This is a genomic window from Saccharopolyspora oryzae (genome assembly GCF_027853915.1).
GTDB classification, from domain to species: Bacteria; Actinomycetota; Actinomycetes; order Mycobacteriales; family Pseudonocardiaceae; genus Saccharopolyspora; species Saccharopolyspora oryzae.
Map to the genome: position 1 here is coordinate 108,110 of NZ_JAQGLA010000012.1, position 25,230 is coordinate 133,339.

The window sequence follows — 25,230 nt, forward strand, 5'->3', positions numbered from 1 at the left end:
GTCCGATTGCGGGTGGACGATCGGCTCGCCGACCGTGAGCATGTCCGCATGGAAATCCAGGGCGTGACGGTGGGGCTCCCGGTCGGCGATCTCCCCCGGGCGGTGGAGTGGTACCAGCGCGTTTTCGCGCTCTCCGAACCCGATCTCGAACCGGCGGACGGGGTGGTGGAGTTCCAGCTCGGCTCGATCTGGCTGCAGCTCGGCGAAGAACCGACCGCTCGTTCCGGTGCTGAGGTCGTGACCCGCTTCAGCGTCGCGGACGCCGCGGCCGAGCGGGAGCGCTTGGCCGCGCTCGGCGTCGACGTCGGCCCGCTCGAGCACGTCCCGGATGCGGTGGACTACTTCGACTTCCGCGATCCCTACGGCAACCAGCTCAGCCTGTACACCGAGCTGTAGTCCGGGCCCGACGGGTTCTCGGAGTACCGCGCCCGCCGCAGCGCGGCGAAGATCACAGCGAGCTTTGGGGTTTGTCCACAGCTCGGTCTCAGGCACTTCTCAGCCGCGTGGAGCAAAGTGGAGTCATGACCGATCACACCCCGGGTTCCGGCGGCCAGCCGGAAGAACCGACGCCGCAGACCGAGGGCAGTCCTGCGGGCACCGGCGACACGCCGCCTGCCGGGGTGCCGCAGCAGCAGCCACAACAACCGCAGGCGCAGCAGTCGGATCCCGCCCAGTCGCACGCGACGCCGCAACCGGAGGGCCAGCAGCCCTACGGTGCGCAGCAAACCGAGCCAGCGCGCCCGTACTCGCCCCAGCAGTACGCGGCGCAGCAGGAGGGCCAGCCGTCGTACGGGCCGTCGGAGAACCAGCAGTCGTACGCGGCGCAGGGAGCAACGCCGCACGCGACGCAGCAGTTCCCGCAGCACGCGCCCTGGCCCTCCGCCGGTGGGCACACCGCGGTGCAGCCGGGGCCGCACCAGGCCCACGGCCGCCGCGGTGGGCTCGTCGCCGGCGTGGCCGCGCTCGCGCTGGTGTGCGGTCTGGTCGGCGGTGGCGTCGGCGGGTTCGTGGGCTACCAGTTCGGCGGCGATCGGTCCCCAGGCGTCACGTCGCTGGACCAGCCGCGCCCGGCGCGCAGCGTCAACAACGCGCCGCAGGGCTCGGTGCAGCAGGTCGCGCAGAAGGTGCTGCCCAGCGTCGTCCAGCTGCAGATGGTCACCTCGCGCGGCGCCGGTGAGGGATCCGGCATCGTGCTCAGCCAGGACGGCTACATCCTGACCAACAACCACGTGGTGAGCGGCGACGGCTCCGGCGGTCGGCTCACCGCGCAGTTCCACGACGGGCGCACCGCGCAGGTCCGGGTGATCGGCACCGACCCGAAGTCCGACCTCGCCGTGGTCAAGGCCGACAACATCAGCGGGCTCACCCCGGCCGAGCTGGGGCGCAGCGACGACCTGCCGGTCGGCGCTCCGGTGGTGGCCATCGGCTCGCCGTTCGGCCTGTCCGGAACCGTGACCAGCGGCATCATCAGCGCCAAGGACCGCCCGGTGCGGGCCGGCGGCGAGTCGGGCAGCGAGGACACCGTCCTCAACGCGCTGCAGACCGACGCCGCGATCAACCCGGGCAACTCCGGCGGTCCGCTGGTCGACGTGGACGGCAACGTGGTCGGCATCAACTCGGCGATCTACAGCCCCGGCAACGGCCAGGGCCAGGCCGGATCGGTGGGCCTCGGCTTCGCGATCCCGATCGACCAGGCCAAGCGCATCGCCACCGAGCTGAAGGACCACGGGTCGGCCACCCAGAGCACGCTCGGCGTGCTGATCGGCGCCGGCGACCAGCCGGGAGCACTGGTCCGCAACGTCGTGCCGGGTGGCCCCGCCGAACAGGCCGGGATCCGCAACGGTGACCTGATCACCAAGGTGGACGACCGGCCGATCCAGGACCCCGACTCGTTGGTGGCAGCGGTTCGCTCGCACGCCCCGGGCGACCGCGTCAAGATCACCATCGGCGGGGACCGCACCGTGGACGCCACGCTCGCCGGACAGGGGTGACCGAGCCCGCGGCCCGGCACCGCCGGGCCGCGTCCCAACCGTCGACCGCCCACCGGGCTGGCCCTGCCCCCTCCGTGCCCCCGGAGCGGTCGACGGTTGGTTTAACGGTTTCCAGTGGCTAGTTTGCTTGACGGTGCAAGTAGCGGAACCTCAGCGCCCGCCTGGACTGCGGGTGCCCGACTTTATGTATGCCAATACACGGCAGTCGGGCCGTCCTCGCCAGGTGAACGCTGAGAACCCGCGGCGGTGCCGGTTGCGGGGGTGGGCTATTCGCCTGGCGGCGAATACAAGCAAAAGATCAAGAACAAAGATCAAGAACAAGAACGAGATCGAGGCTTCGGCCGTGAGGTCGAGGCAACTTCGGGGCGCAGCGTTGCGTGTCTGGGGCAGGACCGGGTTCGGTGACTGGGCCGCTGTTGGGTGGTCGGGTTTTTTGGGATGGGGAGGAACATGTCGGACGGGATTCGCTTGGTGGGGCGTCGGGGTTTGACCGAAGTCACGGACTCGCTTGATCTGACCAGCCCGCCCCTTGGCACTACGGTTACCGACATGGAACGCAGCGCGCAGCGTTTGGGACGGGCCCTGGTGGTCGTGGTGGACGACCGTGTCGCACAGGGCGAGCAGGAAGACAACATCGGTCCGCTGGTGACCGAGTTGCTGGAAGAGGCCGGGTTCATCGTCGACGGAACCGTCGCGGTCGCCGGTGAAGCGGTGGACATCCGCAACGCGCTGAACACCGCGGTGATCGGCGGCGTGGACGTGGTGATCACCGTCGGCGGCACCGGTGTGTCGCCGCGGGACGTCACCCCGGACGCCACGGCCGGCGTCCTGGACCGCCCGATCCCGGGCATCGCGGAAGCCCTCCGCGCGTCCGGCCTGGCAGCAGGCGCGGTCGAAGCGGGCGTCTCGCGAGGCCTGGTCGGAGTCTCCGGCAGCACCCTGGTGGTCAACCTCGCAGGCTCCCGAGCCTCGGTCCGGGACGGCATGGCCACCCTGACCCCCCTGGTGACCCACGTCATCGAACAACTCTCAGGCCTCGAAACGGCCTGACCGACGAGAAGAAGCGGTGGCGGCTCAGCACAGAGCCGCCACCGCCTTGTCAGTGACCAACTGCACACTGAGCGTCATGATTTGTCGACGATCAGTGACTGCTTTGGTCCGATGGCCTCAGCCGTAGCGCAAGCCCTGGCGCGCGTGGACGAGGCGCTTGAAAAACTTGAAACAGGGCGGGACGAGGTGGCCCGAGCACAGGCGTGCTTGGACGAAGGTGGTCAACCGAATGGGCTGGGGGTCCTTCTCGGCTCTACCGATGACGAGGCCCAGACGGCTCTCGTTCGTGTCGACCAGGCTGCGAATGATCTCGTCCGCATCCACCAAATACTTGGCCGGATTCGCGAGCTCGTCATTGCGTGGCGGCAGCTGGTTGCGGGGACGAACACCGCTGGTGGTGGAGAAGGGCGGACAGCCTCTCCGCATCCTCTGGAGCGCGCGAAGCCTCATGGACAGCTACGTTCAGGTGCTGTCAATACGGCTTAATGGGCCGACGAGGTGCGTACGAAGATCGAGCACCTCAAGCCGACAGTAGGGCTCGCGTTCGACTTGGAGGGAAACCCCGAGCTCGTCGATCGGGATTTGCGGAGCGAGCAGGGCGCCGAGGCCTCCGAAATCGATCGCTTCCTGCGGAACAGCCCTCGTTTTCCAAGGCAACGTCGGGGGGATGTGCCGATAGCGGCCGCTGCTCATGTGGAAGCGAAGGTTGCGATGGAGATGCGAAAGCGAGGCATTCGACATCTCGTCCTGGTGATCAACAATCCGCGAGGGGTCTGTCGCGGTGACTGGGGATGTGGTCCGGCCGTTCGGGCTATCCTGCCGCGCGGGCACTCGATCACGGTGTGGGTGCCCGGCGCCGCCGTACGATATGAGCTGCACGGAGGGAGCCCGACATCATGACGATGGTCAGTGCTGATCTGCCTGCTCACGGGTGCGACGACTGGCGCCACGCCACCTCCTGGGATGAGGTGGAAGGCATCATCAGCGCAGCTCTCGACCGGGGCGATCGGAATACGCCCGGCTGGCTGCAGTTCGGTCGGGATCTCGAGACCGACGAGCCCGGGGAGTTCCAGCTTCGAGTGGTCGCAGATCCTCACGTGGGCTGCGCTGCGCTGCTGTGGTTCCGCAACGTCGATCCGGAGGAACACGCCGACGACGCTTTGGCTCAGCACTTGTGGGTCACGTTCAACCCCGAGCCACCCCTCGAGGTGCCGCTGTTGGCCAGCGACTACGACACCGAGCACTTCCACGACCGGTTCACGGTCATCGATCTCGAACATGCGCGTGAAGCGCTGCGGGAGTTCTGCCGAAGCGGGGGACAGCGACCGAAGTCGGTCCAATGGGTGGCCGGCGACTATTACGGACGGATCGTCCAACGCCTGGATGTCGCTGGCGCGGCCTGACCGACGAGAAGAAGCGGTGGCGGCTCAGCACGGAGCCGCCACCGCTTCTTCTCGTGTCAGATCAGGAACTCTTGGGGGGTTGACCGGTTTCGCCGGGGCCCTTCTCGTCGTCGGGCTTCGGCGGCTGGCCGTCCGGGTGCTCGCGCTTGAGCATGCCCTCGACCTTGTTGCCGACCGTCTCGATCTTGTCGTGGTACTTGCCGCCCGTGGCCTTGTCCAGGCCCGACTTGGCGGCGTCGAGGCCCTTCGCAGCGCTCGGACCCGCCTTCTCGGCGAGCTCCTCCGCCTTGCCCTTGGCCTGGTTCGCCAGTTCCTTGGCCTTGTCCAGGAAACTCATCTTCTCGCCTCCCGCGGCTGACACCCGGTGAGCCACGCCTGGCGCCGCTCCCGCGGCATTGCGGACCTTGTGCCCCCAACTGTAGTCGACATCACACCCGAACTCGGTGGTATCCCCGCCCGGCTCTCCCCGTGCGGGATGATGGGGGTGCGCCCACCTGCGACGATCGGGCGCGGAGTCGGAGGACTGGAGTTGAACGGCGACACAGGTCGGGAAGAGCGGGAGCGGCGGCGCAAGCTCGCGGAGATCTTCGGCGACGTCCTGCCGGAAACAACCTCGGACGACCGCCCGGACCGAACGCCTGCTGAAGATCAGGAACGCTGGTACCAAGAGAACCGACCCCCGCACCATGACCCACGCTGAACCGGTCGGCTGCCCAGCTAGCCGACCGGGCGAGTGAGGGTGTCAGTTCCGGCGGAACTGACACCCCTCACTCCGTGCTCGTGGCTCAGTTCTGGCCGTTGCTGGAGGTCGTCGTCGTGGTGGTCTTCGCGTCCTGCTCGGGGGCCAGGCCCTTGATGGCGGGCAGGCCCTGCTCGCGGCGCAGCAGGTCGCGGATCTCCTGCAGCAGCTCCACGTCGGTCGGGTCGACCTCCTTCTCCTGCCCCTTCTTGCGCCGATCGTTGATCGTCTTCATCGGCAGCACGAACAGGAAGTAGACCACCGCAGCGGTGATGAAGAAGGTGAGCACCGAGTTGATCACTGCGGCGAAGTCGATGATCGACGCCTGGTTGCCTTCGCGCAGCTGGATGCTCAAGCCGGTGACGTTGCCGCCGCCGGTGGCCGCGATGACGGGCTTGATGATGCTGGTCGTGAAGGACGTGACCAGGGCGGTGAACGCGCTACCGACCACGACCGCGACGGCCAGGTCGACCACGTTGCCGCGCATCAGGAAGTCCTTGAAGCCCTTGAGCACGTTGACGCTCCTCTCAGAACAGGGTGATCCGGCGGGATCACGTGCGGATGAACGCCGAATCGATGGGGTAATCGGCGTAAGATGCTACTCAGCGCAGCGTAACGGTCACGGTCTGGTCGAGTGATGCGGCGGCGACGTTCCCCGCAAGTCGCTCCGGTAGCCCGACGAAGACTAGTCGGCCCTGGTCGCGGTCGTCCGAATCGGCCTGAACCGCGATGACCTGGGCGTTTTCGGCGAGCACCGAACCTTCCCCAGGATGGGCGGCGGCTGTGACGATGTCCACCCGCCTTCCGGGGGTGAGGAAATCCGCGACCTCCGGGTCGGCGAGCCGGATCGGCGCCGAGGCCATCCCGGAGCCGGAAGCCGCGGTCGGGCCGTTGAACCGCGCGTCGGTCAGCAGTTCTCCCCGGCGGGCGGCCGCGCCCAGCACCCGGCCGAGCGCGGCGGGGGAGTCCCGCAGCGCGCCGTCCGGCACCAGGTCGACGGGAATCTCGCGGTGCTTCACATCCACTTCGGACAGAACTCTGCCGGGCGGCAGGTCGCGCGCTGCGACGAGCACCGGTACGCCGGCGCCCGGCGGCCCGTGGTCCTGCACCGCCAATGCGGCGGCGAGCAGCAGCAGTGCGAGCGCCGCTGTTCGGCGGAGCAGCAGAACTCCGCGTCGGGCGCGGAAGAGCGCGGTGATGCGGTCCCGCAGCGATGCGCCGAGTCGGTCCTTCGAGGCCATGGCCAGCTCCTTTTCCTCCGAGGAGATCGAACTCCTCCGAAGTTAGGAGCGGTGTTCGGCGGCGGAAAGGGAGTTTTGGAAATCTGTGGACAAACAAGTCCGATGTGGACAACTCGGATCACACGAACGATCTTTCGGAGATCACCCCGCGCGGACGAAAATCGCCGACCGCAGCAACCGGCGGTCGGCGAACGAGGATCTGGCTAGCTCAGGAAGCGGCAGCCGTCGTGGTCGAGCTGCTCGACGACGACGAGCTGCTGGACGACGAGCTGGACGAGGAGTCGCTCGAGGACGAGGAACTCGAGGAGGAGCTGCTGGACGTGCTGGACGACGAGTTCGACGACCGGTTGTCGGTGCGGTAGAACCCGGAGCCCTTGAACACGATGCCCACGGCGTTGAACAGCTTGCGGAGCCGGCCGGTGCACTTCGGGCACTCGGTGAGCGAGTCCTCGCTGAACGACTGCACCTGCTCGAAACGGTGGTCACACTCGGTGCAGGCGTACTGGTAAGTGGGCACGGCCGCGAACCTCCGGCATCTCGTCTTGGCACTCGAACTACAGGAGTGCTAACACGATGATGCTTCACAACAGGTGTCCAGTGCAAACAGGCATGTGTCACACGGGTAGCGACACAACCCCGCGCCGTGGTGTCAGCACGCCTGTCATCCGCACGTCGTGCGGCTCGCCGGGCAGCTCGGCCACGAACTCCTCGTCCCGGACCACGGCGATCCGCGGCGCCTCCGGCGAGGCCATCGGCAGCGACCGGTCGTAGTAACCGGCACCGCGCCCGAGTCGAACACCCCGCCGATCCACCGCCAGCGCGGGCACCAGCAGCGCCTCGGCTTCCCCGATGGCCGCAGCGCCGAGTAGCTGACCTGCGGGTTCGAGCAGGCTGTAGCCGGCGGGGCGCAGCGAGTCGGGCCCGGTGTAGTCGGCCCACTCCAGCGGTTCGCGGCGGTTCACCACCGGCAGCAGCACCCGCAGCCCGGCCGCGCGCAACGCCTCCAGCAGGTCGGGTGAGCCCGGCTCGCCGCCGACCGGGACGTAGGCCGCGACGGTCCGCACCGGGTGCTGCTCCAGCCAGCCGAGCACGGCCTCCTGCAGCGCCCCGGCCTCAACCGAGCGGGTGGTTTCGTCCACGTCACGGCGTTGGAGCAGCAGCTTGCGGCGCCACTCGTCCTTCGTCGTAGCCGATTCGTCCAGCGAGCTCACACGTCCACTTTAAGGTTGCCCGATAGGCTTCCGGGCCATGAGCAGCCCGACGAGCACGCCCACCGCGTTCCGGACCGCCATCGTGCCCGCAGCCGGATTGGGGACCCGGTTCCTGCCGACCACGAAGGCGGTGCCCAAGGAGTTGCTCCCGGTCGTGGACACCCCCGGGATCGAACTGGTCGCCACCGAAGCGGCCGAGGCGGGCGCACAACGCCTGATCATCGTGACCTCGCCGGACAAGAGCGCGGTCACCGACTACTTCAAACCGCAGCCCGAGCTCGAGCAGACGCTCAAGGAGCGCGGCAAGGACGAACTGCTGGCGAAGGTCCGCCGCGCGCCCAGCCTGCTCTCCGCAGAGACCGCGGTGCAGGACCGGGCCCTCGGGCTCGGCCACGCGGTGGGCTGCGCGGAACCGAACCTGACCGATGACGACGATGCGGTCGCCGTGCTGCTCCCGGACGACCTGGTGCTGCCCACCGGCGTCCTGAAGCGGATGGCCGAGGTGCGCGCCCAGCACGGCGGCAGCGTGCTGTGCGCCTTCGACGTGCCGCGCGAGCAGATCTCCGCCTACGGCGTGTTCGACGTCACCGACACCGGCGACGAGGACGTCAAGCAGGTCCGGGGCATGGTGGAGAAGCCGGCGCCGGAGGAGGCCCCGTCCACCTTCGCCGCGGCCGGTCGCTACCTGCTGGACCGGGCGGTCTTCGACGCCCTGCGCCGCATCGAGCCCGGTGCCGGAGGTGAGCTGCAGCTCACCGATGCCGTAGCGTTGCTGATCTCCGAAGGACACCCGGTGCACGTGGTGGTCCATCGCGGTGGGCGACACGACTTGGGAAATCCTGGCGGTTTCCTCAAAGCTGCGGTGGACTTCGCGCTGAAGGATCCCGAGTACGGACCGGACCTGCGGGCCTGGCTCGTCGAACGGATCGCGGAGAACGACGAACTGTCCTGATCAGCGGCTTGCCGCGCTCGCTTCGCGGCGCCCCGGGGCAGGACGTGACGACAGCCACGCCGGGCGGCGGCTCGGTGCGCGGGAAGAGGACGACAGCCATGCGTTCAGTGGACGAGCAACTCGCACGCGTTCTCACGGCAGCTGTCCGGCCCGCGCCGGTCCGCGTGGCGATCTCCGAGGCGCAGGGTCTGCTGTGCGCCGAAGAGGTCGTCGCCGAACAGGCGCTGCCCGGATTCGACCAGGCCGCGGTGGACGGCTACGCGGTGCGCAGCGTGGACGTGCAGGCCGCCGCCGAGGACGAGGTCGTGCTGCCGGTCGTCGGCGAGATCTCGGTCGGCTCGCGGCAGCCCCGGCGGCTCCAGCCGGGCCAGGCGGTCCGGGTGGACACCGGCGCGCCGCTGCCGACGCTGGCCGACGCCGTGGTCCCGCTTGACCACACCGACGAGCACCCGGCCAAGGTCACCGTGCGCCGCCCGGTGCCCTCGGCGGCGTTCGTCCGCCGCACCGGCGAGGACGTGCAGACCGGCGACGTGGCGGTGCGCCGAGGTGCGCCGATCGGTTCCGCGCAGGTCGGGCTGCTGGCCGCGGTCGGTCGCGACAAGGTGCTGGTGCACCCGCGACCGCGGGTCTCGGTGATCTCGGTCGGCGAGGAGCTGGTGGACGTCGACCGCACGCCCGGCCAGGGCCAGGTCTACGACGTGAACTCCTACGCGCTGTCGGCCGCCGCGCGGGACGCGGGCGCCGAGGTCACCCGGGTCGGGATCATGAGCAGCGACCCGCGTCGGCTGCGGGAGGTCGTCGAGGGCCGCCTGCTGCTGTCGGAGATCGTGGTGGTCGCCGGTGGCGTCGGCGGTGCTGCGGGTGCGGAGGTCCGGGCGGCGCTGGCCGATCTCGGCGAACTGGACGTGACCAGGGTTGCGATGCAGCCTGGTTCGGTGCAGGGCTTCGGACGCCTGGGACCGGACGAGATCCCGACCTTCATGGTGCCCAGCAACCCGGTGAGCGCGCTGGTGGTGTTCGAGGTGCTGGTGCGGCCGCTGATCCGCGCCGCCCTCGGCAAGCCCAACCCGCACCGCCGCACCGTGACCGCCGAGCTGCTCTCGCCGATCACCTCCGCCGAGGGCCGCCGCGGCTTCCTGCGCGGTCAGCTGCTGCGCGACCCGAAAAACGGCTCCTACCTGGTGCAACCGCTGGGCACCTCGGGATCGCACCTGCTCGCCTCGCTGGCCGAGGCGAACTCCCTGATCGTCGTCGACGAGGAGACCACCGAGGTCGGCGCGGGCGAAGAGGTCCAGGTCCGCTTCCTGTCGCAGCGCGCGTGAGCCGCGATGCAACCCACCGACGCTGATGGGTTCCCGATCGGCCGCCACCCCGGTTGGCCGGCCTCGCTCGGCCCGCTGATCACGGCGCGCGGTGCGGTGGCGCTGCGCCCGCCGCGCCTGCGCGACGCCTCGGCGTGGAGCCGCACCCGGCTGCACGACCGCGCCTACCTGCAGCAATGGGAGCCCACGGCGGTCGGCGGCTGGCAGGAGCGCAACGCCAGGACGGCTTGGCCCGGGCAGTGGGCTGCGCTGCGCGGCATGGCTCGACGCGGCCAGGCGCTGCCGTTCAGCATCACCGTGGACGGCGAGTTCGCCGGTCAGCTGACCATCGGGAACATCGTGCGGGGCGCGCTGCGCTCCGGGTGGATCGGCTACTGGGTCGCCGAGCGGCTGGCCGGGGGCGGCGTGGCCACGACGGCTGTCGCGCTCGCCGTCGACCACTGCTTCGGCCCCGTGGGACTGCACCGGCTGGAAGCCACCGTGCGGCCCGAGAACCAGCCCAGCGTCCGCGTGCTGGAGAAGTCCGGATTCCGCCGCGAGGGGCTGTTCCACCGCTACCTGGACGTGGCCGGGGACTGGCGGGACCACTACGTCTACGCGCTCACCGCGGACGAGATCCCGGGCGGCGCGGTCGCCCGCCTGATCCAGAGCGGCGGCGCCAGCCGGCCCTGAGCGGTCCTGGGCAAAACGACCGCTAAACGAGCCCGAGATCTTGATCACTGACGGTCACCGCCGCGCCCGCCGTTCTCCGAGGAAATTGAGCCGAACGGACCAGCGAAAGACGTCATTCGGCGGTGCAGGAAGCGACACGCCGATGTCGATGTTGCTGCTGACTCCGCTGAACGTGCGGTTTTCTGGGCCGCGGGGGAACCGGCCGTGCTCGGCGTGGCTCCAACACAGGAGTGACAGATGTGACTAGCGTGGCGATCGCAGACTTGTGTGCTGCCGGTGGCCAGGGGGAGGTGGCGAGGCATGCCCAGTTCGTTGATCTTCGCTGCGCTGGCGGCGGCGTGGCTGGTGGTGCTCGTGCCGATGTTCGCCCGCCGCCGCCAGGAAGTGTCCAAGACCACTGATTCCGCGCTCGCCGCGCGAGTGGTCCGACGCGGGAGCGGTCGGCGTCCGGCAACGCCCGGAGCCGCGACAACCGACAGGGTGCAGGAGGCGTTCGGGATGTCTGACACCGAGCTGGACGACGCGGTCGAAGAACACGACACCGAGGACAACTCGTGGCGTCGCGTGCACAGCGACGACGCCCGCGCCGGGCGCCGCTACCGCCCCGGCCGCGGCGGATTCGACCCGGAAGCCGCCGCGCTCGCGGCGCGCGCCAAGTACGCCCGGCGCCAGCGCATCGTCCTCGCCATGCTGGCGGCCGCGATCGCCACCGCACTGGTGGCGGCCATGTTCTGGCCGGTCGTGTGGTGGCTGCACGGCATCGTCGACCTGTCGATCGTCGGCTACCTGACCTACCTGCGCCGCCAGGTCCGCATCGAAGAGGACGTCCGCGCCCGCCGCCTCGCCCGGATGAACGGCGAGCACGACGAGCTCGAGTACGACGACGACTACGACGAAGACCTCCACGACGACGAGTACGAGGAAGACGCGGAGGACGACGTGGCCGAGCGCCGCGAAACCCGCCCGGCCGCCCGCGCCGTCCGAGTCGAGATCGACGACGAAGACCCCATGTTCGATGAGCTGGACGAACGCACCTGGGAGCCCTACCGCCGCGCAGCCGGCGAGTGACCCACCCGCCTTAACAGGGGGGTGCTGCGGAAGCCGATTTCGGGCTTGCTAGAGTACTAATCACAACAAAGCCGAGAGGCAAGTCCTCGAGGCAAGGGGCTGTAGCGCAGTTGGTAGCGCGTCTCGTTCGCATCGAGAAGGTCAGGGGTTCGATTCCCCTCAGCTCCACGCAATGGGAGGCTCGTGCTCGCTGAGAGCGCGAGCCTTTTTGCGTTTCGCGTATCTGTCGCGGGGGCCGAGCCCCCGCGGGCCCCCACGGTGCGGTGGTCACCTTTATCGGGCTTCTCGCCGTGGGTGGGGTTCCCGGCCTGGTCTTGGACCAGCATTTCGGTCCGCTTTTATCGGGCTTCTCGCGGTGGGTTCGATCTGGCGTGCATGAAGTCGGGTATCTGGAGTCCAGGCGGGTGCTGAGGTTCCGCTACCGGCACCGTATTGGGTTTGTGGGCTGGAATTTGAGCCCATGTTGGGGTTGTTCGGTGACTGGGGTCACTTCTAGGTTTGGTCGGGATCCCAGGGTGGGATCCCGCGGCTTTGCGGCGGGCTTGGAGGGCGCGTGATGGTGGAGGGGGCGTCGGGCGGTAAGTCGCAGCCCCTGCGGGAGCAGGTGCACGAAACCCTTCGGCAGCGGATCTTCGAGGGTTACTACGTTCCTGGGACTCGGTTGGTCGAACGGGCTCTTGCCGAGGAGTTCACCGTTTCCCGACTTCCCGTCCGGGAAGCTCTTCGGATGCTTCGGCAGGACGGGTTGGTCGTCGAGAAGGACGGTCGGGGCGTCGTCGTGGCCGGGTTGAGCGAGAAGGAAGTCCGGGACCTCTTCGACCTGCGTGCTGCGCTTGAAGTCCTGGCTTGCCGGTTGGCCGCGGAGCGGGGGAGCCGGGAGGACTTCGCCGAGCTCGGCGAGCTGCTCGAAGCCGCGTCCAGCCAGTTGGCCGCCGGGCGCTACCGGACCGCTCAGAAGATCAACAACGATTTCCACGACAAGGTCACCGAAATCGCCGACAACGATCTCCTGCGGAGCGCGCTCGAACCGCTCATCGGCCGGTTGCACTGGTTGTTCCGGCACGCCGAGGACCTCGAGGAGCTCATCGACGAGCACCGGCGGCTGCTGGCGGCCATCGCCACCGGCGACCCCGACGTCGCGGCCCGCCAATCCGCCGAGCACATCGCGAAGTACCGCGCCCAATTCCCCGACCTTCACGCGGAAGTGACTGGAGGGAACCAGTGAAACTTCTGGTCATCAACCCGAACATCTCCACGGACGTCAGCGAACTCATCGAAGCCGAATCGCGCCGGAACCTCCACCCGGGGACCGAGCTGACCGTGGTCACGGCCCGCGCCGGGATGCAGTACATCGAGACGCGCTTGGAGTCGCTCATCGCCGCACCGGCGGTCGCGCAGGCCATCAGCGAGCACCGCGGAGCCGATGCGGTCGTCGTGGCCGCGTTCGGAGATCCCGGGCTGCCTGCGTTGAAAGAACTCGTCGACGTCCCCGTCGTCGGCATCACCGAGGCCGCGCTGGCGGCTGCTTCGCTGCTGGGCAAGCGGTTCTCGATCATCGCCATCTCCGGGCGGATCACCGCTTGGTACCGGGAATGCGTGGACCTGCACGGATATCTGCCGCGATTGGCCTCGATCCGGAGCCTGCAGGACCCGCTCGAGGCGATCGGCACCGTGCAGGACGACTTCCGGACGCAGCTGGTCGAACTGGCCAACCGCGCCGTCCGCCACGACGGGGCCGACGTCATCATCCTCGCCGGTGCGCCGCTGGCCGGGCTGGCTCGCGAGGTCGTCGACGAGATCCCGGTGCCGGTGGTCGACGGCATCGCCGCCGGGGTGAACTTCGCGCAGTCGCTGGTCGCCATGAACACCGGTGCCCACCGGGCCGGTTCGTTCTCCGCCCCGCCGGCCAAACCGCGGTCCGGGCTGTCCCCGGAGCTCGACGAGCTGCTCGGGGAGCGACAACGACTGCGCTCGCCGTCCGCCGACCCCGCCGTTGTGGAGGAACAAGCATGAGCGCCCCGCGGAAGTCCACATTGGTCGTTGCCAACGCGACCATCGCCAATGCGAGCGGACGCAGGTCCGGGCACGTCCTCGTGGCGGACGGCGTCATCGCCGACGTCCTCGACGCCTCGGCGCCGGTACCGGACGCCGATCGCGTGATCGATGCCAGCGGCCGCATCGTCATCCCCGGCGGGGTCGACGGGCACTGCCACATCGCCCAGGTCACCGGGGGTTGGCGGACCACGGACGACTACGCGACCACGACCCTCGCGGCGCTCGCAGGCGGAACGACGACCGTGATGGACTTCGGGATCCCGGCGGGCCCGGAGGAGTCCCCGCTGGCGGCTGCCGAGGCGAAGATCGCGATGATCGCCGAGGCCCGCTGCGACGTCGGTCTGCACGCTTCGGTGATCGACTGGGACGACAGCGTTCCCGCGCAGCTCCGGAGCCTGGCCGAACGGGGAATCCGGTCGGTGAAGCTCTACACCACCAACCGCGGGACCACGATGGCCACGCGGGACACGATCCTCAAGGTCTTCGAGGAGATGACCCGGATCGACGGCCTGAGCTACGTCCACGCCGAGCACGACGAGATCATCGTCGCGAGCACGGACCGCCAGGCCGCGACCGGGCGCATCGACATCCGCCAGCTGGGCGTGACGCGGCCGGAACTGGCGGAGGAGGCCAGCGTCCGGGAAGTGATCGCGCTGGCGGAGTACATCGGGGCGCCGGTCTACTTCGTCCACCAGTCGACCCCCGGTGCGGTGGACCTCGTCACCGAGGCCCGAGGACGCGGATTGCCGGTGTACTCCGAGACCTGCCCGCACTACATCGCGCTGAACTCGGAGGTCTACGACGGGCCGCTGCCCGAGTTCTACGCCTGCTGCCCGCCGATGCGCGATCGCAAGACGATGGAAGCCCTGCGGTCCCGCCTGCTCACTGGCGACGTCGACGCGATGTCGTCCGACCATTCGGCCTACGACCTCGGCCAGAAGCGTGCGCGCGCCGACGACATCCGCTTCATGCCGCACGGGCTGCCCGGCGTGGAAACGCGCCTCCCCGTGAGCTTCACGCACATGGTGGCCGAGGACCTCACCGGCCTCGAGAACTTCGTGTCGGTGTTCGCCGCGGAACCGGCCAGGCTCAACGGGCTCGACGGCAAGGGAGCCGTGGAAGCCGGTCGCGACGCCGATCTCGTGGTCATCGACCCGGGCCACCAGGCGGCCGTCGACGGATCCGCCCTGCACATGGGAACCGACTTCTCCCCGTTCGAAGGGATGGCGCTGCGCGGCTGGCCGCAGACCGTCATCGCGGCGGGACGCGTGGTCGTCGACTCCGACGGCGTTCACGACCCCGGGCCGGTGGGGAGATTCCTCCAGCAACGACCGTTCAGCACGATCCCGGGCCGCGACCCGGTGGAGGTGGCCGGATGACCGCGCAACGCCCGTTCAGGCTCGGGATGATCGTTCCCTCCTCGAACACCTGCCTCGAACCGCAGACCTACCGGATCCTCGGCGACCGCACCGACGTCACCGTCCACTCCGCGCGGACCGAGGTCACGCGCATCGGCCTCGACCAGGACTCCGACCGGCAGTTCGACGTGTCGGCCATGCGCGAGGCAGGGGAGCTGCTGGCCACCGCGAAGGTCGACGCGATCGCGTGGAACGGCACCAGCGGGTCCTGGCTCGGGATCGAGCACGACCGGGAGATCACCGCGGCGATCACCGACGCGACGGGGATCCGGGCGACCACCAGCAGCCTCGCGCTGCTCGAACTCCTGCGCCGGCACGAACTCGGCAGGATCGCTCTGCTCACGCCGTACACCGACGACGTCAACGATTCGGTCGCCGCCGTCTACGACGCTCACGGGATCGAGGTGACCTCGAGCGTCGGCTGGTCGCTGTCGGACAACGAGGCCTTCGCCGGTGTCGCTCCCGACGAGCTCCTCGAACCGTCCCGGAAGTTGTTGCGGGAGAAGCCCGATGCCCTCGTGTACCTGTGCACCAACCTCTACGGTGCGCCGGTCGTCGCACCGCTGGAAGCCGAATTCGGCATTCCGGTCCTCGACTCCGTGGCGGTGACCCTCTGGCACAGCCTGGTGCTCGCGGGTGCTCCGCTGCTCGACCCGCGCTGGGGATCGCTGCTGAGCTGAACGTGAGCGGACCCCGGTTCGCGGGCGCGCGTCCCGCGAACCGGGGTCCTGTCATGTCCTGGACCGGTCCTGATCTCGGGCGATGCCGGAACCGGGATGGAATTTCAGCCCAGCGAGCCCTTGAGCCGTGATTTGCCCCATCCAAGAATGGTTCTGGGATCCAGATCCGGGATCCCAGAACGACGATCGGCGCGGACGACCCGGCGCCACGTTCGATTCCGCGGAGTGCGCAGCGGACCGGAACGCACGAATCGTGCGGGATTCACCGCGCTTTCCCACTTCCGCCGAGAAATGCACGCGGGGCGAGAAGTCATCACCATCCGAATCGCATCATCGCGAATCGCCCGGATGGCGCTCAACGAGGAGAAACCGATGACCGATATCAAACAGGGCGATCCGGGCGGCGGCGTTGTCGCTGCGGCGAACAGCGCATCGAAGAGCACTGCGAACGGGACCGATCAGCGGTCCGTCAAACGGGTCGTCCTGGCGAGCTTCGTCGGCACCACGCTCGAGTACTACGACTTCTTCGTCTACGGCACGGCCGCGTCGATCGTGTTCCCGGTCCTGTTCTTCCCGGCGGGGGACGCCACCGCCGGTTTGCTCCTGGCGCTCGCCACCTACGCCGTCGGCTACGTCGTCCGGCCGTTGGGCGCGGCGCTGTTCGGGCACTTCGGCGACCGGATCGGGCGCAAGAACGTGCTCATCGCGACCCTGCTGATCATGGGCCTGGCCAGCGCCCTGGTCGGTGTCCTGCCGGTCTACGGAAGCGTCGGGCTGCTCGCCCCGATCATGCTCGTGATCCTGCGCTTCGTCCAAGGCCTCGGAATCGGCGGCGAGTGGGGCGGAGCCGCGCTGATGGTGACCGAATCCGACGGCAAGGGGCGGCGCGGACTGCTCGGCAGCCTCGTCCAGGTCGCCGCCCCCGTCGGACTCCTGCTGGCCACCGGGATCTTCTCGCTCACGAGCGCCCTGACCACCGACGAGCAATTCATGGCGTGGGGATGGCGGATTCCGTTCCTGATCAGCTTCGCGCTCGTGGCGATCGGTTTCTACATCCGCATGAAGGTGGGCGAATCCCCCGTTTTCGCCGCGGCCGAGGAAAAGGAGAAGGAACAGCGGGAGGCCGAGGTGAGGGCCCCGCTGATCCACGTCTTCAAGCACTACAAGAAGGAACTCGCGCTCGCCGTCGGTGCCCGCATCGGCAGCGACATCGCCTTCTACATCTTCGCCATGTTCATCCTCGTCTACGGTCCCGAGCACCTGGGCATGGATCCGTCGCTGGCGCTGGCGGCGTCCACCCTGTCGGCGGTGGCCCAGTCGATCGCGATCCCGTGCTTCGGGCACCTGTGCGACAAGCTCGGACGCCGCCCCGTGATGATCGGCGGAGCGCTCGCCGGGATCGCGTACAGCTTCCTGTTCTTCGCGATGATCGACTCGGGCAGCACGTTCCTCGTCCTCATCGCGCCCGGCATCGGTCTGGCGGTCGTCGCCGCGATGTACGCGCCCATCGCCTCGTTCATCCCGGAGCTCTTCGCGACCAACGTGCGCTTCACCGGGGCCGCTGTCGGTTTCCAGATGGCCGGCGTGTTCGGCGGTGGCTTCGCGCCGCTGATCGCGATGGAGCTCATCGTGCTGACCCAGACCGGTTTCTCCGTGGCGGGATACCTCTCGGCGACGCTGGTGCTCATGGTGGTGTGCGTGGCCCTGGCGAAGGAGACCTCGAAGATCTCGATGACGAATGCCGGCAAGTAAGTCTCAGAGCAGGACAGCGGGAGAACCGGTGGAGAACACGGACACGACGATGGACATCGCTGCGGCGTCGGCGACGGAGATCGCGGCAGCGATTCGCGGTGGTGAGGTCTCCGCCGCCGAGGTGGTGGACGTCTGCTCGGCGCGGGTGCGCGATCGCGGGCCGGTGCTCAACGCGGTCGTGGCCACGAATCCGCAGGTCGAGCAGGACGCTGCTCGTGCCGACGAGGAGGCGGCGAGCGGTAACTTCCGCGGCCCGCTGCACGGGGTGCCGTTCACCGTCAAGGACACCCTCGCGCTCGCCGGACTGCCCGCGACCGCCGGAAGTCCGCTGCTGGCCGACCACGTCCCCACCGCCTCGGCGACCGCGGTCGACAGGTTGCTGGCGGCCGGGGCGATCCCGGTGGGCAAGACCAACTGCTCGGAGTTCGCGGTCGCCACGCACAGCTCGAACCCGCTGTTCGGGGACACCTGGAACCCGTGGGACTCGCGTCTGACCTCGGGCGGGTCGAGCGGCGGGGATTCCGCGGCGGTGGCGGCGGGCATGGCGGCGTTCGGGCTCGGCACCGATTTCGGCGGCTCGATCCGGTGGCCGGCGCACTGCACGGGATTGACGAGCATGCGCCCGACCGTCGGGCTGATCCCGCAGACGGGGATGCTGCCGTTCGTGCCCGGCGGCGGATTCCCGGTCCCGCCGTCGTTCTCCGTGCTCCACCGGCTGGGCACGATCGGTTGGCTGGCCCGGAGCGCCGCCGACCACGCAGTCCTGCTCGAGCTGCTGCGCGGACCGGACGGGGTGGACCCGAACACCGTGCCGGTGACGCCGGGCGGCCAGGACGTGGAGATCTCGGGACTGCGTTGCGCCTGGTTCGCGGGGGAGGGGACCGTCCCCGTGCGATCCGACGTCGTCGAGGTGGTCCGGGGCGCTGCCGCGGCGTTGGCGGCTCGGGGCGTCGAGGTGTCCAACACCCGCCCGCCCGGCGTCGACCGGGCCGCCGAGGTGTTCGTCGAATTGCGGACGGCCGCCGGGATGCCCGACGTGGTCCGGCTGGCGGCCGGTCGCCATGACCTGGTCAGCCCACCGCTGCGGGAGAGCTTGCTCGAGGAGCCGTCGCAGCCCGTTTCCCGGTTGTTCGGTGCTTCTCGCGCCCGCGACGAGATCCTGCGCGAGGTCCTGTCCTTCATGGACGACCACGACGTCCTGCTGCTCCCGGTGGCGAGCGTGCCCGCCGTCGACCCGGCCGAGGCCGAGTTCGAGATCGACGGGCAGCGCGTGCCGTGGAACCAGCTGGGGTCGAGCTGCCGGGCGATGAGCATCCTCGGGTTCCCCGTCGTCGTCGTGCCGTGCGGGTACTCGGCGGAGGGCTTGCCCGTCGGCGTGCAGGTCGTCGGCAGGCCGTTCGAGGACCACCTGGTGATCCGGGTGGCTTCGGAGCTGGAAGAGGTCTTCGGTCGGTTCACCGCTCCGGACCCGCGGGGCTGAACGACGGCGGCGACGTCCGTCGATGTGGCCTTGGCGACGCGGCCGCCGGTGGGACTCGTCGTGGCGGTGGCCGCGTCGCGTGCCGTCGACCAGTCAGCTTGGTTACCGGAGCGTGCGGCACGCGACTTTGGCGCGGACCCCGTCAACCCATGCGCGAACGCGCCGAGCGACGTCTGCCATACGGGTCGCTCCCATTTAGTTCATCCGGCGGTCGTCGTGGGGTCGCTCCGGCTTGCGCGAATGGTCGATCACAGCGGTCAGTGTTTGGCCCGAAGGTGCCGCAATGATCGACTGCGCGCGAGACGCAGGAGGACAGATGAAAATCCAGGTTCGACTGACGGCGCTGGCCGTCGCGGGCGCAGCCGCGCTGGGGCTGGTCACCGCGTCCGCCATGGCCGCACCGAACCGGCCGGACCAAACCGAGCGAGTGGAGATCTTCGCGCATCGCGGTGCCCCGGGGTACCGACCGGAGCACACGCTGGCCTCCTACGAGCTGGCCGCCCGGATGGGCGCCGACTACATCGAACCCGACCTGGTGTCGACAAAGGACGGTGTGCTGGTCGCCCGGCACGAGAACGAGATCGGCGGCACCACCGACGTCGCCGCGCACCCCGAGTTCGCCAGCCGCAAGACCACTAAGGTCGTCGACGGCAATTCGATCACCGGCTGGTTCACCGAGGACTTCACCCTCGCCGAGCTCAAGACCCTGCGCGCCAAGGAGCGCATCCCGGACGTCCGGCAGCACAACACGATCTACGACGGCCGTTACGAGGTGCCGACGTTCCAGGAGGTCCTGGACCTGCGTGCGCGGCTGTCCCGGGAACTCGGCCGGGACATCGGCGTCGTCCCTGAGACCAAGCACCCCAGCTACTTCGCCAAGCTCGGCCTGCCCATCGAGCCCGGGCTGATCAAGTCGCTGAACAGCAGCGGCCTGAACCGGCCGGATGCCAAGGTCGTCGTGCAGTCCTTCGAGGTCAGCAACCTCAAGGAGCTCAACAAGACGTTGCAGGTGAAGCTCGTGCAGCTGATCAGCGACAACGGCGCGCCGCAGGACTTCGTCGAAGCCGGGGACCCGCGCACCTACGCCGACCTGGTCAAGCCGGAGGAGTTGCGGAAGATCTCCGAGTACGCCGACATGATCGGCCCGGACCTCGCGTACATCCTGCCGACGAACGCCAACGGCTACCTCACCCAGCCGACCACCGTCGTCGCCGACGCGCACCAGGCCGGGCTTGAGGTGGTCCCGTACGAGATTCGTGCCGAGAACAAGTTCCTGCCCGCCGACTTCCGGTCCTCGACCGTCCCGACTGATTTCGGCAACGTCTTCGGATACGCCCGGAAGCTGTTCGACCAGGGCATCGACGGGGTCTTCAGCGACTTCCCCGACATCGCCGTCACCGCCCGCGACAACTTCGCCGCAGCCACTGCTGGCCGCTGACCCCGCCCCGCAACGGCCTGCTCATCACCCGGATGGGCGGGCCGTCCTGGTTCCGCGAATCCGCAGTTTCAATTGAAACTGCAAATCCCACCCACGACGGATCGCAGTTTCAATTGAAACTGCGGTTCCCCGCAGCCGGTAGTTCACCTGGTCGGGCGGGGGCTGTGATCAGGATCTGAACGACGTCGAACGAGCGCAAGTCAAGTGGAGGTCGGCACGATGTAGGTCGCTGCTACTGCTGCGGCCGTCGCCGTTCCGATCACGAACCACTTGGTCAGGGTTCCTTGTGACTCGATGTCCTTGCTGTTCAGTCCTTTTTGGCGGGCTTCGCGCTTTCTCACCAGCGCGGCGATCACGGATCCCACGACCAGGCCCTGGATCACGCACAGGATCGGGTAGACGAAGACCAGGGCGACCATCTGGCCCATCGAGTGCCACTCGCGTGGCCCGCCCGAGATGAGGATCTCTACCTCCGCCAGGGAGAGGAAGGGCACCACTGCGCAGGCCGCCGCACAACCGGGGTTGAAGCCGTCGCGACCGCTCGTCGACGTTCCGGCCTGGTCGGTCAACGCTCCACCTTCCGAGCGAGATCACGTGCCGCGCCATAGTGCACGTGCCGCCGGACGAATTGGTCCGCGTTGCCGGACTTCGCGTGAAATCTTGGGCTGCAGAGAACTAGAGATCGCTGTACGCATAGCGGGCATTCAATACGCTACGCGTACATTCGATCAGAAGAAACCCTCGAAGCCCTTGCTGGGGGTGGGGGTCTCGTACTCGTCGTCGGTCCTCAGGCCGAACTCCTTGCTGATGCGCGCCGCGGTGCGCACCACCAGCGGGACCAGTTCCTCGCGCAGCTGCTCGACGTCGGCCCGGCCGGCGGACGTCGACGACGCGAGCGCGGCCACGACCGTCCCGGTCTGGTCGCGCACCGGTGCGGCGACGGACAGGAGGCCCTCCTCGAGCTCTCCGGCGACGATGGCCCAGCCCTGCTGGCGGACCTTCCGGAGCTCCTCCCGGAAAACGGCCTGGTCGGTGATGGTGCGCGAGGTGTACGCCTTGAGTCCCGACTGCTTGATCGCGTGCTCGACCTCCACCGGTGATGCCCATGCCAGGAGGACGCGCCCCATGGAGGTCGCGTGCGCCGGGACCCGGGTGCCGAGCGAGACGTTGATGCTCATGATCCGGCGCACCGGCACCCGTCCGATGTAGACGATCTCGCCGCCGTCCAGGGCTGCCAGCGAAGCGGATTCCTGCGTCCGCTCGGCCAGTTCCATCAGGTGCGGCTGGGCGAGGTCGGTCATCGCGTTCGACGCGGAGTAGTGCTGCCCGATGCTGAGCACGCGCGGGGTCAGGGCCCAGCGGCTGCCGGTGCTGCGGACGTAGCCGAGGCGCTGGAGGGTGATCAGGATGCGGCGGACGGCCGGCCGGGAGAGGCCGGTGGCGGCAGCGATCTCGGCGAGGGTCGGGTTCGGCCGCTCGGCGTCGAAGGCGAGCAGCACCGCGAAGCCCCGCTCGATGCTCTGGATGTAGTCGCGGTCGGTCTCTCTGGTGGTCATCGCCGCCATTTTCCCGCATGTCCCCCTTGACTCGAACCTGTGAGCCAGTGCACCCTCCTTTGAACGCATAGCGTTCAAACTGCACGCATAGCGTACAGGAGGTATCGCCGATGGGACTCGACCACCGAGAACTCCGCAACGGACTGGGCCGGTTCGCCACCGGTGTCACCGTGGTGACCTGCCGCAACCACGAGGGCCAGCCGCACGGCGCAACGGTCAACGCGTTCACCGCGGTGTCCCTGGACCCGGCCCTGTGCCAGGTGACGCTGACCCGGAAGTCGAAGGCGTGCGCCTACCTCGACGGGGCGCCGTTCGCGGTCAACGTGCTCGCCGAGGACCAGCTCGCCACCGCGTGGCACTTCGCGGGGCGCCCCCAGGAGCCCCAGCCGGAATGGGTGGAGACCCCGCTGGCCCCGGTGCTCGTGGGCAACGCGGCGACGCTCACCTGCCGGCCGTGGCGCACTTACGACGGGGGCGATCACCTCATCGTCATCGGCGAGATCGCCGCCATCGAGGTCGCCGAGGCCGAACCGCTGCTGTTCTACGCGGGCGGGTTCCGCGCGCTCCGCGAGAAGGACAAGGCCCACTGGGCGGCGTCGGTCGACTGCCCGGACGCCGGCTGGTTCGACGCCGGCACCGACTTCTCACCGCTGCGGCGCGAGCGAACCGCGGCTTCCTGACCGAATTCCCGCCAGCACGACCGTTTCAACGAAGAAAGGTCCAGCATGACCACGCACCAGGAGCACGAGACCCGCAGCCCGTCGGCGGCCAAGCCCACCGCGTCCCGGCCGATGACCGGCGAGGAGTACGTGGAGTCCCTGCGGGACGGCCGCGAGATCTTCCTCTACGGCGACAAGGTCGACGACGTCACGACGCACCCGGCGTTCCGCAACTCGGTGCGGATGACCGCGCGGATGTACGACGCGCTGCACGACCCGGACAAGCAGGACGTGCTCACCACGCCGACCGACACCGGCAACAACGGGTTCACGCACCCGTTCTTCCGCACGCCGCGCAGCCGGGAAGACCTCGTCGCCGACCGCGACGCGATCGCCGAGTGGGCGCGGATGAACTACGGCTGGATGGGGCGCAGCCCCGACTACAAGGCCTCGTTCCTCGGCACGCTCGGTGCGAACTCCGACTTCTACGAGCCGTTCGCGGACAACGCCCGGCGCTGGTACACCGAGTCGCAGGAGAAGGTCCTGTACTGGAACCACGCGATCATCAACCCGCCGGTGGACCGGGACAAGAACCCCGACGACGTCAAGGACCTGTTCATCCACGTCGAGAAGGAGACCGACGACGGGTTGATCGTCTCCGGCGCGAAGGTCGTGGCGACCGGGTCGGCGATCACGAACTACAACTTCATCGCCCACTACGGCCTGCCCATCAAGAAGCGCGAGTTCGCGCTGGTGTGCACCGTCCCGATGGGCACGCCGGGGATGAAGCTGATCTGCCGCAACTCCTACTCCCACGTCGCCGACTCGACGTCGAGCCCGTTCGACTACCCGCTGTCCAGCCGGTTCGACGAGAACGACACGATCTTCATCCTGGACAAGGTGAAGATCCCCTGGGAGAACGTCTTCATCTACGGCGACGCGGAGAAGGCCAGCACGTTCTTCCCCGGCTCCGGATTCCTGCACCGCTTCACCTTCCACGGCGTCACGCGGCTCGCCGTCAAGCTCGACTTCCTCGCGGGCCTGCTGATGAAGGGCGTCGAGGTCACCGGCACCAAGGACTTCCGCGGCATCCAGACCCGCGTGGGCGAAGTGATCGGGTGGCGCAACATGTTCTGGGCGCTCACCGACGCGATGGCGGCGAATCCGGACGAGTGGAAGAACGACGCGCTGCTGCCGAACCTGGACTACGGGCTGGCCTACCGCTGGTTCATGACCCTCGGCTACCCGCGGATCCGGGAGATCATCATGCAGGACCTCGGCAGCGGGCTGATCTACCTGCCCTCGCACGCCGACGACTTCAAGTCCCCGGAGATCCGCCCGTACCTCGACCAGTACGTGCGCGGCTCCAACGGGTACGACTCCATCGAACGGGTCAAGCTGATGAAGCTCATCTGGGACTCCATCGGCAGCGAGTTCGGCGGCAGGCACGAGCTCTACGAGCGCAACTACTCGGGCAACCACGAAGCCGTGCGCGCCGAGCTGCTCTTCGCCGCGCAGCAGTCCGGGAGCGCCGACGCGATGAAGGGCTTCGCCGAGCAGTGCATGTCCGAGTACGACCTCAACGGGTGGACGGTGCCCGACCTGTTCAACCCCGGCGACACCGCCCTGCGGTCCCGCTGACGCTGCTCGTCGAGGAGATTCCCATGACCACCGCAGAACATTCGCCGACCGCCGCCGGTTCCGGCGCGTCGGCCACCGAGTCCTTCCGCGCCGGCCGGCGGGACCACGTCGCCGCCGACGTCCCGCCGGAGCGCGTCAGCGCCGTCGTCGGCGCGGTGCTGGCGGGCGTGCACGACGCGATCCGGGAGCACGAGGTCAGCTACGCCGAGTTCCAGGCCGCCAAGCAGTGGCTCATCGACGTCGGCGAAGGCGGCGAATGGCCGCTGTTCCTCGACGTCTTCGTCGAGCACGTCGTCGAAGACGTCGCCGCCCGGTCCCAGCAGGGCACGAAGGGGAGCATCCTCGGGCCGTACTACCTGCCGGACCAGCGGAAACTCCCCGCCGTCGCCGACCTGCCCGCCCGCCCTGACGAGCAGGGCACTCCGCTGGTCTTCACCGGCCAGGTCCGCGACACCAGCGGAAACCCCATCGCCGGGGCGGAGCTGGACCTCTGGCACGCCGATTCCGAGGGCTACTACTCGGGATTCGCCCCCGGCATTCCCGAGGGGAACCTGCGCGGCGTGATCGTCGCCGACAACCAGGGCCGGTTCCAGATCCACACGATCAAGCCCTCCCCGTACCAGATCCCCACCGACGGGCCGACCGGGAAGCTCATCACCGCCGCGGGCTGGCACCCGTGGCGCCCGGCCCACCTGCACCTCCTGGTGCGGGCGCCGGGACACCGGACCATCACCACGCAGCTGTACTTCGAAGGCGGCGAGTGGCTCGACAGCGACGTCGCCGAGGCCACCAAACCCGAGCTGGTGCTCGACCTCCGTCCGCACGGCGACGGCGCGTTGCGCGCTGACTACGACTTCGTCCTCGAACCGGCCTGATCAACGCCTCCGCCGGGCCCGCGCAAC

General features: G+C 68.8%; 27 protein-coding genes and 1 tRNA gene. 20 read left to right on the forward strand and 8 right to left on the reverse strand.

Going from position 1 to position 25,230, the window contains the following annotated elements; genetic code table 11:
* Nucleotides 1–48 precede the first annotated feature (48 nt).
* The 3 genes from OU415_RS11245 to OU415_RS11255 all read left to right on the forward strand — a co-directional run bounded on the left by OU415_RS11245 (nucleotide 49) and on the right by OU415_RS11255 (nucleotide 3,041).
* Nucleotides 49–396, forward strand: a complete 348-nt coding sequence (locus OU415_RS11245; protein ID WP_270948587.1) for a VOC family protein — start codon at nucleotides 49–51, stop codon at nucleotides 394–396.
* A gap of 125 nt (nucleotides 397–521) precedes the next feature.
* A complete protein-coding gene (locus tag OU415_RS11250) occupies nucleotides 522–1,991 on the forward strand; it encodes a S1C family serine protease (RefSeq protein WP_270948588.1) in 1,470 nt (489 codons plus the stop codon).
* 549 nt (nucleotides 1,992–2,540) lie between these two features.
* Complete coding sequence (locus OU415_RS11255; protein ID WP_270948589.1) at nucleotides 2,541–3,041, forward strand: MogA/MoaB family molybdenum cofactor biosynthesis protein; 501 nt, start codon at nucleotides 2,541–2,543, stop codon at nucleotides 3,039–3,041.
* A gap of 117 nt (nucleotides 3,042–3,158) precedes the next feature.
* Here the strand turns inward: OU415_RS11255 and OU415_RS11260 are convergent, their stop codons facing one another.
* Entirely contained in the window at nucleotides 3,159–3,491 is a 333-nt protein-coding gene (locus OU415_RS11260) for a hypothetical protein (protein WP_270948590.1), read from the reverse strand.
* 48 nt (nucleotides 3,492–3,539) lie between these two features.
* On the opposite strand from OU415_RS11260, the gene OU415_RS38340 reads away from it, so the two are divergent.
* Together OU415_RS38340 and OU415_RS11270 are read left to right on the forward strand one after the other, a co-directional pair.
* A complete protein-coding gene (locus tag OU415_RS38340) occupies nucleotides 3,540–3,941 on the forward strand; it encodes a DddA-like double-stranded DNA deaminase toxin (RefSeq protein ID WP_408641835.1) in 402 nt (133 codons plus the stop codon).
* On the forward strand, nucleotides 3,938–4,444 hold the full coding sequence (locus OU415_RS11270; protein WP_270948592.1) for an Imm1 family immunity protein: 507 nt from the start codon (nucleotides 3,938–3,940) through the stop codon (nucleotides 4,442–4,444). Before OU415_RS38340 ends, OU415_RS11270 begins: the two co-directional genes overlap by 4 nt.
* Before the next feature lie 61 nt (nucleotides 4,445–4,505).
* Here the strand turns inward: OU415_RS11270 and OU415_RS11275 are convergent, their stop codons facing one another.
* The 5 genes from OU415_RS11275 to OU415_RS11295 all read right to left on the reverse strand — a co-directional run bounded on the left by OU415_RS11275 (nucleotide 4,506) and on the right by OU415_RS11295 (nucleotide 7,635).
* On the reverse strand, nucleotides 4,506–4,781 hold the full coding sequence (locus OU415_RS11275; RefSeq protein ID WP_270948593.1) for an antitoxin: 276 nt from the start codon (nucleotides 4,779–4,781) through the stop codon (nucleotides 4,506–4,508).
* Nucleotides 4,782–5,229: 448 nt separating this feature from the next.
* Nucleotides 5,230–5,697 carry a large conductance mechanosensitive channel protein MscL gene (gene mscL, locus OU415_RS11280; RefSeq protein ID WP_270948594.1) on the reverse strand — a complete coding sequence of 156 codons (468 nt, stop codon included), beginning with the start codon at nucleotides 5,695–5,697 and terminating at the stop codon, nucleotides 5,230–5,232.
* Between the two features lie 88 nt (nucleotides 5,698–5,785).
* Nucleotides 5,786–6,424 carry an SAF domain-containing protein gene (locus tag OU415_RS11285; RefSeq protein WP_270948595.1) on the reverse strand — a complete coding sequence of 213 codons (639 nt, stop codon included), beginning with the start codon at nucleotides 6,422–6,424 and terminating at the stop codon, nucleotides 5,786–5,788.
* Between the two features lie 208 nt (nucleotides 6,425–6,632).
* A complete protein-coding gene (locus OU415_RS11290) occupies nucleotides 6,633–6,941 on the reverse strand; it encodes an FmdB family zinc ribbon protein (protein ID WP_270948596.1) in 309 nt (102 codons plus the stop codon).
* Between the two features lie 97 nt (nucleotides 6,942–7,038).
* Nucleotides 7,039–7,635 carry a 5-formyltetrahydrofolate cyclo-ligase gene (locus OU415_RS11295; protein WP_270948597.1) on the reverse strand — a complete coding sequence of 199 codons (597 nt, stop codon included), beginning with the start codon at nucleotides 7,633–7,635 and terminating at the stop codon, nucleotides 7,039–7,041.
* Between the two features lie 37 nt (nucleotides 7,636–7,672).
* Between OU415_RS11295 and OU415_RS11300 the strand changes: the two genes are divergently transcribed.
* The 12 genes from OU415_RS11300 to OU415_RS11355 all read left to right on the forward strand — a co-directional run bounded on the left by OU415_RS11300 (nucleotide 7,673) and on the right by OU415_RS11355 (nucleotide 20,472).
* Complete coding sequence (locus OU415_RS11300) at nucleotides 7,673–8,587, forward strand: UTP--glucose-1-phosphate uridylyltransferase (RefSeq protein ID WP_270948598.1); 915 nt, start codon at nucleotides 7,673–7,675, stop codon at nucleotides 8,585–8,587.
* A 98-nt stretch (nucleotides 8,588–8,685) separates the two neighbouring features.
* Nucleotides 8,686–9,909 carry a molybdotransferase-like divisome protein Glp gene (glp, locus tag OU415_RS11305; RefSeq protein ID WP_270948599.1) on the forward strand — a complete coding sequence of 408 codons (1,224 nt, stop codon included), beginning with the start codon at nucleotides 8,686–8,688 and terminating at the stop codon, nucleotides 9,907–9,909.
* A gap of 6 nt (nucleotides 9,910–9,915) precedes the next feature.
* On the forward strand, nucleotides 9,916–10,581 hold the full coding sequence (locus OU415_RS11310) for a GNAT family N-acetyltransferase (RefSeq protein WP_270948600.1): 666 nt from the start codon (nucleotides 9,916–9,918) through the stop codon (nucleotides 10,579–10,581).
* A gap of 300 nt (nucleotides 10,582–10,881) precedes the next feature.
* Entirely contained in the window at nucleotides 10,882–11,649 is a 768-nt protein-coding gene (gene sepX, locus OU415_RS11315; RefSeq protein ID WP_270948601.1) for a divisome protein SepX/GlpR, read from the forward strand.
* 95 nt (nucleotides 11,650–11,744) lie between these two features.
* Nucleotides 11,745–11,817: transfer RNA gene (locus OU415_RS11320), tRNA-Ala, on the forward strand.
* 388 nt (nucleotides 11,818–12,205) lie between these two features.
* Nucleotides 12,206–12,874, forward strand: coding sequence for a GntR family transcriptional regulator (locus OU415_RS11325; RefSeq protein WP_270948645.1), 669 nt, complete (start codon nucleotides 12,206–12,208; stop codon nucleotides 12,872–12,874).
* Nucleotides 12,871–13,662 carry an aspartate/glutamate racemase family protein gene (locus OU415_RS11330; protein WP_270948602.1) on the forward strand — a complete coding sequence of 264 codons (792 nt, stop codon included), beginning with the start codon at nucleotides 12,871–12,873 and terminating at the stop codon, nucleotides 13,660–13,662. Before OU415_RS11325 ends, OU415_RS11330 begins: the two co-directional genes overlap by 4 nt.
* Complete coding sequence (locus OU415_RS11335; protein WP_270948603.1) at nucleotides 13,659–15,083, forward strand: amidohydrolase family protein; 1,425 nt, start codon at nucleotides 13,659–13,661, stop codon at nucleotides 15,081–15,083. The genes OU415_RS11330 and OU415_RS11335 overlap by 4 nt, the downstream gene beginning before the upstream one ends.
* Entirely contained in the window at nucleotides 15,080–15,802 is a 723-nt protein-coding gene (locus tag OU415_RS11340) for a maleate cis-trans isomerase family protein (protein WP_270948604.1), read from the forward strand. The genes OU415_RS11335 and OU415_RS11340 overlap by 4 nt, the downstream gene beginning before the upstream one ends.
* Before the next feature lie 372 nt (nucleotides 15,803–16,174).
* Nucleotides 16,175–17,554, forward strand: a complete 1,380-nt coding sequence (locus OU415_RS11345) for an MFS transporter (RefSeq protein WP_270948605.1) — start codon at nucleotides 16,175–16,177, stop codon at nucleotides 17,552–17,554.
* 28 nt (nucleotides 17,555–17,582) lie between these two features.
* A complete protein-coding gene (locus tag OU415_RS11350; protein ID WP_270948608.1) occupies nucleotides 17,583–19,034 on the forward strand; it encodes an amidase in 1,452 nt (483 codons plus the stop codon).
* A 316-nt stretch (nucleotides 19,035–19,350) separates the two neighbouring features.
* The gene (locus OU415_RS11355; protein ID WP_270948609.1) at nucleotides 19,351–20,472 is read left to right on the forward strand and encodes a glycerophosphodiester phosphodiesterase; all 1,122 of its coding nucleotides are present in this window, start codon (nucleotides 19,351–19,353) and stop codon (nucleotides 20,470–20,472) included.
* Nucleotides 20,473–20,672: 200 nt separating this feature from the next.
* Here OU415_RS11355 and OU415_RS11360 read toward each other — a convergent pair whose 3' ends face one another.
* Entirely contained in the window at nucleotides 20,673–21,041 is a 369-nt protein-coding gene (locus tag OU415_RS11360) for a hypothetical protein (protein WP_270948611.1), read from the reverse strand.
* Between the two features lie 159 nt (nucleotides 21,042–21,200).
* A complete protein-coding gene (locus OU415_RS11365) occupies nucleotides 21,201–22,028 on the reverse strand; it encodes an IclR family transcriptional regulator domain-containing protein (protein WP_408641836.1) in 828 nt (275 codons plus the stop codon).
* 110 nt (nucleotides 22,029–22,138) lie between these two features.
* Between OU415_RS11365 and OU415_RS11370 the strand changes: the two genes are divergently transcribed.
* Genes OU415_RS11370 through catA form a run of 3 tightly spaced genes read left to right on the forward strand, consistent with a single transcriptional unit; the run spans nucleotide 22,139 to nucleotide 25,203 of the window.
* On the forward strand, nucleotides 22,139–22,708 hold the full coding sequence (locus tag OU415_RS11370) for a flavin reductase family protein (RefSeq protein ID WP_270948614.1): 570 nt from the start codon (nucleotides 22,139–22,141) through the stop codon (nucleotides 22,706–22,708).
* Nucleotides 22,709–22,753: 45 nt separating this feature from the next.
* Nucleotides 22,754–24,328: a 4-hydroxyphenylacetate 3-hydroxylase family protein gene (locus OU415_RS11375; RefSeq protein ID WP_270948615.1), complete on the forward strand. Its 1,575-nt coding sequence runs from the start codon at nucleotides 22,754–22,756 to the stop codon at nucleotides 24,326–24,328.
* 23 nt (nucleotides 24,329–24,351) lie between these two features.
* Complete coding sequence (gene catA / locus OU415_RS11380; protein ID WP_270948616.1) at nucleotides 24,352–25,203, forward strand: catechol 1,2-dioxygenase; 852 nt, start codon at nucleotides 24,352–24,354, stop codon at nucleotides 25,201–25,203.
* Nucleotides 25,204–25,230 lie beyond the last annotated feature (27 nt).

Coding starts and splice junctions, on each gene's coding strand:
- catA (WP_270948616.1), top strand. CDS start 24,352: ATGACCACCGCAGAACATTCGCCGACCGCCGCCGGTTCCGGCGCGTCG.
- OU415_RS11370 (WP_270948614.1), top strand. CDS start 22,139: ATGGGACTCGACCACCGAGAACTCCGCAACGGACTGGGCCGGTTCGCC.
- OU415_RS11285 (WP_270948595.1), bottom strand. CDS start 6,424: ATGGCCTCGAAGGACCGACTCGGCGCATCGCTGCGGGACCGCATCACC.
- OU415_RS11345 (WP_270948605.1), top strand. CDS start 16,175: ATGACCGATATCAAACAGGGCGATCCGGGCGGCGGCGTTGTCGCTGCG.
- OU415_RS11375 (WP_270948615.1), top strand. CDS start 22,754: ATGACCACGCACCAGGAGCACGAGACCCGCAGCCCGTCGGCGGCCAAG.
- OU415_RS11365 (WP_408641836.1), bottom strand. CDS start 22,028: ATGACCACCAGAGAGACCGACCGCGACTACATCCAGAGCATCGAGCGG.
- OU415_RS11250 (WP_270948588.1), top strand. CDS start 522: ATGACCGATCACACCCCGGGTTCCGGCGGCCAGCCGGAAGAACCGACG.
- sepX (WP_270948601.1), top strand. CDS start 10,882: ATGCCCAGTTCGTTGATCTTCGCTGCGCTGGCGGCGGCGTGGCTGGTG.
- OU415_RS11340 (WP_270948604.1), top strand. CDS start 15,080: ATGACCGCGCAACGCCCGTTCAGGCTCGGGATGATCGTTCCCTCCTCG.
- OU415_RS11310 (WP_270948600.1), top strand. CDS start 9,916: ATGCAACCCACCGACGCTGATGGGTTCCCGATCGGCCGCCACCCCGGT.
- OU415_RS11300 (WP_270948598.1), top strand. CDS start 7,673: ATGAGCAGCCCGACGAGCACGCCCACCGCGTTCCGGACCGCCATCGTG.
- OU415_RS11260 (WP_270948590.1), bottom strand. CDS start 3,491: ATGAGGCTTCGCGCGCTCCAGAGGATGCGGAGAGGCTGTCCGCCCTTC.
- OU415_RS11325 (WP_270948645.1), top strand. CDS start 12,206: ATGGTGGAGGGGGCGTCGGGCGGTAAGTCGCAGCCCCTGCGGGAGCAG.
- OU415_RS11275 (WP_270948593.1), bottom strand. CDS start 4,781: ATGAGTTTCCTGGACAAGGCCAAGGAACTGGCGAACCAGGCCAAGGGC.
- glp (WP_270948599.1), top strand. CDS start 8,686: ATGCGTTCAGTGGACGAGCAACTCGCACGCGTTCTCACGGCAGCTGTC.
- OU415_RS11245 (WP_270948587.1), top strand. CDS start 49: ATGGAAATCCAGGGCGTGACGGTGGGGCTCCCGGTCGGCGATCTCCCC.
- OU415_RS11355 (WP_270948609.1), top strand. CDS start 19,351: ATGAAAATCCAGGTTCGACTGACGGCGCTGGCCGTCGCGGGCGCAGCC.
- OU415_RS11255 (WP_270948589.1), top strand. CDS start 2,541: ATGGAACGCAGCGCGCAGCGTTTGGGACGGGCCCTGGTGGTCGTGGTG.
- OU415_RS11270 (WP_270948592.1), top strand. CDS start 3,938: ATGACGATGGTCAGTGCTGATCTGCCTGCTCACGGGTGCGACGACTGG.
- OU415_RS11335 (WP_270948603.1), top strand. CDS start 13,659: ATGAGCGCCCCGCGGAAGTCCACATTGGTCGTTGCCAACGCGACCATC.